Source organism: Kitasatospora sp. NPDC059803, from assembly GCF_042732255.1.
Lineage (GTDB): Bacteria > Actinomycetota > Actinomycetes > Streptomycetales > Streptomycetaceae > Kitasatospora.
Genome location: NZ_JBHWIJ010000437.1, coordinates 1 through 5,146, shown reverse-complemented (window position 1 = coordinate 5,146; position 5,146 = coordinate 1). Strand labels below are relative to the sequence as shown.

General features: G+C 72.6%; 5 protein-coding genes. 3 read left to right on the top strand and 2 right to left on the bottom strand.

Annotated elements, in window-relative coordinates; all coding sequences use genetic code 11:
• Nucleotides 1-173 precede the first annotated feature (173 nt).
• Nucleotides 174-1,562 carry an NADP-dependent succinic semialdehyde dehydrogenase gene (locus ACFV6I_RS37515; RefSeq protein ID WP_380430563.1) on the top strand — a complete coding sequence of 463 codons (1,389 nt, stop codon included), beginning with the start codon at nucleotides 174-176 and terminating at the stop codon, nucleotides 1,560-1,562.
• Nucleotides 1,563-1,613: 51 nt separating this feature from the next.
• On the opposite strand, the gene ACFV6I_RS37510 is transcribed toward ACFV6I_RS37515, so the two are convergent.
• Nucleotides 1,614-1,904 (bottom strand): hypothetical protein, encoded by a 291-nt coding sequence (locus ACFV6I_RS37510; protein ID WP_380430560.1) that lies wholly within the window; start codon nucleotides 1,902-1,904, stop codon nucleotides 1,614-1,616.
• A 44-nt stretch (nucleotides 1,905-1,948) separates the two neighbouring features.
• Nucleotides 1,949-3,001, bottom strand: coding sequence for a Ku protein (locus ACFV6I_RS37505; RefSeq protein WP_063346438.1), 1,053 nt, complete (start codon nucleotides 2,999-3,001; stop codon nucleotides 1,949-1,951).
• A 100-nt stretch (nucleotides 3,002-3,101) separates the two neighbouring features.
• Between ACFV6I_RS37505 and ACFV6I_RS37500 the strand changes: the two genes are divergently transcribed.
• The gene (locus ACFV6I_RS37500) at nucleotides 3,102-3,326 is read left to right on the top strand and encodes a hypothetical protein (RefSeq protein WP_380377289.1); all 225 of its coding nucleotides are present in this window, start codon (nucleotides 3,102-3,104) and stop codon (nucleotides 3,324-3,326) included.
• Between the two features lie 256 nt (nucleotides 3,327-3,582).
• Complete coding sequence (locus tag ACFV6I_RS37495) at nucleotides 3,583-5,022, top strand: amino acid permease (RefSeq protein ID WP_063346440.1); 1,440 nt, start codon at nucleotides 3,583-3,585, stop codon at nucleotides 5,020-5,022.
• The last annotated feature ends 124 nt before the right edge of the window (nucleotides 5,023-5,146 follow it).

Here is a 5,146-nt window from a genome sequence, read left to right as displayed (position 1 = left end):
GCGCCCGGGCCCGCGGGGCGGCGCCCCGGGTGGTGGCGCTGCCCGAGTCGACGTCCCCGCGCCACCACCGCCCGGCAGGACACGCCGGGCGGTGGTGGCGTGCCCCCGGGCGGGCCGTCGGGGAGGGTGAGAGGCGCAGACGCACCGGACCCCGACCCCCCTGGGAGCCCCGCATGCCCATCGCCAGCGTCAACCCCGCGACCGGCGAGATCCTGGAGACCTTCGAACCGCTGGACGCGGCCGGCATCGAACAGCGGCTGGCCCGCGCCGAGGCCGCGTTCCACGGCTACCGCACCACCCCCTTCGCCGCCCGCGCCGACCTGCTGCGCCGGGCCGCCGACCTGCTGGACCAGGACCGGGAGGCGATCGCCCGCACGATGACCGAGGAGATGGGCAAGCCGCTCACCGCCTCCCGGGCCGAGGCCGCCAAGTGCGCCACGGCGATGCGCTGGTACGCCGACCGCGCCGAGGAACTGCTCGCCGACGAGCACCCGGCCCCGGCCGACGTCGCCGACTCCGGCGCCACCCGCGCCTACGTCCGCTACCGCCCGCTCGGGGCGGTGCTGGCCGTGATGCCGTGGAACTTCCCGTTCTGGCAGGTGGTCCGGTTCGCCGCGCCGGCCCTGATGGCGGGCAACGTCGGCCTGCTCAAGCACGCCTCCAACGTGCCCCGGACGGCGCTGGCGCTGGAGGAGCTGTTCCGCCGGGCCGGCTTCCCTGAGGGCTGCTTCCAGACCCTGCTGATCGGCTCGGGCGCGGTCGAGGGCGTGATCCGGGACCGCCGGGTGGCCGCGGTCACGCTCACCGGCAGCGAGCCCGCCGGGCGGGCGGTCGCCGCCACCGCCGCCGACGAGGTGAAGAAGGCCGTCCTGGAACTGGGCGGCAGCGACCCCTTCGTGGTGCTGCCCAGCGCCGACCTGGACGCGGCGGTGCGCACCGCCGTCCGGGCCCGGGCACAGAACAACGGGCAGTCCTGCATCGCCGCCAAGCGCTTCATCGTGCACACCGACGTGTACGACCGCTTCACCGCCGCCTTCACCGAGGCGATGCGGGCGCTGCGCGTCGGCGACCCGATGGAGGAGGCGACCGACGTCGGCCCGCTGGCCAGCCGCCAGGGCCGGGACGACCTGGAGGAGCTGGTCGAGGACGCCCGCACCCACGGCGCCCGGGTCGAGTGCGGCGGCGGACGCCCGGAGGGCTGGGACACCGGCTACTTCTACGAGCCGACGGTGCTGACCGGCATCACCCCGGCCATGCGGATCCACCAGGAGGAGACCTTCGGGCCGGTCGCCACGGTCTACCGGGTCGCCGACCTGGACGAGGCGGTGGCGCTCGCCAACAACACGCCGTTCGGGCTCAGTTCCAACGTCTGGACCCGGGACGAGGGCGAGCAGGAGCGCTTCGTCCGCGACATTCAGGCCGGCGGGGTGTTCTTCAACGGGATGACCGCCTCCCACCCGGCGCTGCCGTTCGGCGGCGTCAAGCGCTCCGGGTTCGGCCGGGAGCTGTCCGGGCACGGGATCCGGGAGTTCTGCAACATCACCACGGTGTGGATCGGCTGAGCACCCCCGGATCCGCAGGCACGAACCGAGCCCGGCTCGGACCCGGCCGGGTCAGGACGCCACCCGGTGCCTGCCCCGGCCGGGCGTCATCCAGCGGGCGACCACGCCGACCAGGGCGAGGACGGTCGCTCCCCAGACGATGGCCATCAGCACCAGCATCGGCAGCCAGCTCACCTGGGCAGCGACCATGCCCAGGCCGAGCGAGAGCGCGACCATGACCACCACGGCGGTCGGGTTGAGGCTCAGCAGCCAGTGCCAGGCCCGCTGCGCCGGGCTCCGGCGCTGCGGCGGGGCCTCGGGGTCGGTGTCGGTGTCGAGTTCCTTGTAGGTCAGCAGGTCCATCGGGATCGCCTCCGGTTCTCGGGGGGCTGCCGGATCCGCGGGGCTCAGGAGGCCTTGCGCGGAGCCGTGGACTTTCCGGTCGCGGTCCTTCCCGCCACGGCCTTTCCGGTCGCGGACTTTGCGGTCGTGGCCTCTCCGGTCGCGGTCTTCGCGGTCGCGGTCTTCTTCGCCGGGGCAGTCCTCTTCGCCGGGGCGGCCTTCCCGGCGGCGGCCGCCGACCCGGCGGGCTTCTTCGCCGGAGCGCGCTTGCGGGTCGCGGGCTGCTCGTCCTCCGGTTCGTCCGTGTCGGGCCCCGCGTCGGGCCCGGCGGCGTGCCCCCGCCCGCCCTTGGCCCGCTTGAGGCTGCTGCGCAGCGCCTCCATCAGGTCGATCACGTTGTCGGGCGCCTCGCCCGGCTCCTCCTCGTGCGGGAGCTCGACGCCCTCCAACCGGGCCGTGATCACCTGCTGGAGCGCCTGCTGGTAGTCGTCGTGCAACTGGGCGAGGTCGAAGTCCTCGGAGAGGGTGTCCATCAGCGACCGCGCCATCTTCAGCTCCTGCGGCCGGACGGTGACGTCCCCCTCGGGCGCGATGCCGGCCGCGGGGCGGACCTCGTCGGGCCAGATGCAGGTCTGGAGCACCAGCGTGCCGTCGTGCACCCGCAGCACCGCCGGGGATTCCCGGGTGCGCAGCGCGATCTTGGTGACGGCGATCTGCCCGGACGCGGTGAGCGCGTCGCGCAGCAGGGCGTACGGCTTGGCGGCGGCCTGGTCGGCGACGCCCACGTAGTAGGCCTTGGAGAACATCAGCGGGTCGATCTCGCCGGCGTCCACGAAGGCCAGCACGTCGATGATCTTCTTGCTGGGCAGCGGCAGGTCGGCGAGGTCCTCGTCGGTGAGCGTGACGGTCCGGCCGTCGGGGGACTCGTAGCCCTTGGCGATCTCCGCGTACGGGACTTCCTTCTCCTCCCGCTCGCAGTACCGCTTCATCCGCACCCGTCCGCCGTCCTTGGCGTGCACCTGGTGCAGCGGGACGTCGTGCTCCTGGGTGGCCGAGTAGAGGTGGACGGGGATGCTGACCAGCCCGAAACTGATCGTCCCCTTCCAGGTGGTCTGCATGGGGTCGCTCCTTCCCGGAGCGTGCCGAGAATCCCACTGTGCCTGGGTTTGCCCCGATCGGCCACACCGGGCCGACAATGAGCCGAGGAGGTCGATGCCGATGACCGTCCGGAGCCGTGGGCAGGGCGCAGCGCCGCCGCCGGAGCGGACCGTGTACCGGGTGGTGTACGCGGTGCGGGGCGAGGCCGGCGTGCGGCGGGCGGAGGTCGAGGTGGTTCCCGGGTACTCGCAGGAGGGCGACATCCCCCGGATCCTGGCGGCGCGGCTGACCGGCCGGCCCGCGGACGCGGCGCGGATCACCGTGCTGGACCTGCGCGGGCCCTGAGCCGCGACAGGGCTCCGACCGGGCCCCGAGCGCCGCCGACGCATTGGCGGTGCGTCAGATTTGAGCTTTTCGCACCCCTTTTCCACCCGCTCTGACCTGGCTTTTTATGTCCGGTTACCGAACATTTACGGATGCTCTGTTCCGATACTCGGCCGTAGAAGTTAGGTTGCACCGCAATGCGCGGGTCCGTCCCCCACCCTCCGGCGCAACGAGCCGAGGGTCGCGCCGCGCGCTGGAAAGGCACAGGGCTCATCTGATGAGTGCGGACACCACCAGGCCTGCGGCAGCCGCCCAGGTCCCCCAGCAGGCCGGGCCGCCCGGGCACGGCGGCGAGGGCCATCTGAAGGCGGGGCTCAAGAACCGCCACCTGTCGATGATCGCCATCGGCGGGGTGATCGGCGCCGGCCTGTTCGTCGGCTCCGGCGCGGGCATCGCCTCCACCGGGCCGGGCATCCTGCTCTCCTACACGCTGGCCGGTGTGCTGGTCGTGCTGGTGATGCGGATGCTCGGCGAGATGGCGGCGGCCGACCCGCAGAGCGGCTCGTTCTCGGCGTACGCGGACCGCGCGCTCGGCCGCTGGGCCGGGTTCACCATCGGCTGGCTCTACTGGTTCTTCTGGGTCGTGGTGCTCGCGGTGGAGGCCACCGCCGGCGCGAAGATCCTCAACGCCTGGATGCCCGGCGTGCCGCAGTGGGCGTTCGCGCTGCTCGTGATGGCGGTGCTGACCGCCACCAACCTGTTCTCGGTCGCCTCCTACGGCGAGTTCGAGTTCTGGTTCGCCGGGATCAAGGTGGTGGCGATCGCCGCGTTCCTGGTGATCGCCACGCTCGCCGTCTTCGGCGTGCTGCCCGGCACCCACGCGGTCGGCACCAGCAATCTGACCGGCCACGGCGGCTTCCTGCCGCACGGCGTGGGCGCGGTGTTCACCGGCATGCTCACGGTGGTCTTCGCCTTCATGGGCAGCGAGATCGTCACCCTGGCCGCGGGCGAGTCGGAGGACCCGGAGCGCGCGGTCAGCAAGGCCACCAACAGCGTGATCTGGCGCATCGGGATCTTCTACCTGGGCTCGATCCTGCTCGTGGTCACCCTGCTGCCGTGGGACTCGGACGCCGTCAAGGGCAGCCCGTACGTGGCGGTGCTGGAGCACGTGGGCATCCCGGGCGCCGGCCAGGTGATGAACGTGATCGTGCTGACGGCCGTGCTGTCCTGCCTCAACTCCGGGATGTACACGGCCTCCCGGATGGCCTTCTCGCTCGGCCAGCGCGGGGACGCGCCCAAGGCCTTCGCGACCGTGACCAAGCGGGGCGTGCCGCGGGTGGCCATCCTGTCCTCGGTGGTCTTCGGCTTCGTCGCGGTGTTCTTCAACTACACCTCGCCGGACACGGTGTTCGCGTTCCTGCTCAACTCCTCCGGCGCGGTTGCGCTGTTCGTCTGGCTGGTGATCTGCTTCTCCCAGCTGCGGATGCGCCGGATCATCGAGCGGGAGGCTCCCGAGCGGCTGACCGTCCGCATGTGGCTGTACCCCTACCTGACCTGGACGGCCATCGGCATGATCGGGTTCGTGGTGGCGTACATGTTCACCGACGCCGACGGGCGCAAGCAGATGTACCTGTCGCTGGTCGCCGCGGCGATCGTGCTCGCGGCCTCGGCCGTGGTGGGCCGACGGCGGCGGGCCGCGGTGGCGGCGGGGTCCTGACCCGTCCGCGCCGCGCGACAGTGCCGGGGGCCGGGGGGGGGGGGGGTTTTCCCACCCGTTGCGCCCACCCCCCGGCCCCCCCCCCGGGGGGCGCCCGGCACACCAGGTCGGACCACCTCTGTAC